Annotated in this window: 1 protein-coding gene; it reads left to right on the top strand. The window is 71.3% G+C overall.

Annotated elements, in window-relative coordinates; translation table 11 throughout:
• The coding region (locus tag B2W70_RS14125; protein ID WP_286746625.1) for an anti-sigma factor at positions 1-492 on the top strand (492 nt) is incomplete at its 5' end.
• Positions 493-665: the final 173 nt, after the last annotated feature.

The raw sequence follows: 665 nt of genomic DNA, 5'->3' as shown, positions 1-665 counted from the left end.
GCCGTCCAAGCTGTCCACGGGCACGCCAGCATCGTCGTGCGCTGGTGGCAAAAGCTGGTGCTGTGGCAGTCGCTCACGGCGGGCGCCACGGTGGCAGCCATCGCGCTGGGCGTGGCCTTGACCCAACCCGCGCCGTCGCAGCCGCCCATCGTCGTGGTGATGCAGGCGGCGCCCGATCTGCCAGAGGGCAACGCGGTGCGCCCGCTGTCCTTCGTGGCCAGCGTCAGTGGCGACGGACGCAGCCTGGTCGTCAAACCTTTGAGCGAGGGCCAGACCATTGCGGTCAACCGCGCGCTGGAGCTGTGGGCGGTGCCACCCCAGGGTGCGCCCCGCTCGCTCGGTCTGCTCTCGCCTGACAAGCCCACCACCGTGCTGCGCACCGAGTTGCTGCGCGACACGGCGGCCTTTGCCGTCACCCTGGAGCCACCAGGTGGCGCGCCGGGTGGCAAGGCCACCGGCCCGATCGTCTCGGTGGGCAAGCTGCAGATCTGACTGCATCCAAACGGGCTGCGCGAACCGTAGTGCGAGGTGTGGGGCCTGAGCGCCCCCCCGCCTCAACCAACCGGAGCCCGCCATGTCCCAGTTTTCCTTCGCTGCCGCCAGCCTGTCCGCCATCGCCCTGAGCGCCCTCACCGGCTGTGCCGGCATGGCGCCCGCCGAGCCCC

Source organism: Aquabacterium sp. UBA2148, from assembly GCF_002328915.1.
Taxonomy (GTDB): domain Bacteria; phylum Pseudomonadota; class Gammaproteobacteria; order Burkholderiales; family Burkholderiaceae_C; genus Aquabacterium; species Aquabacterium parvum.
This window is presented reverse-complemented; position numbering and strand designations above follow the sequence as displayed.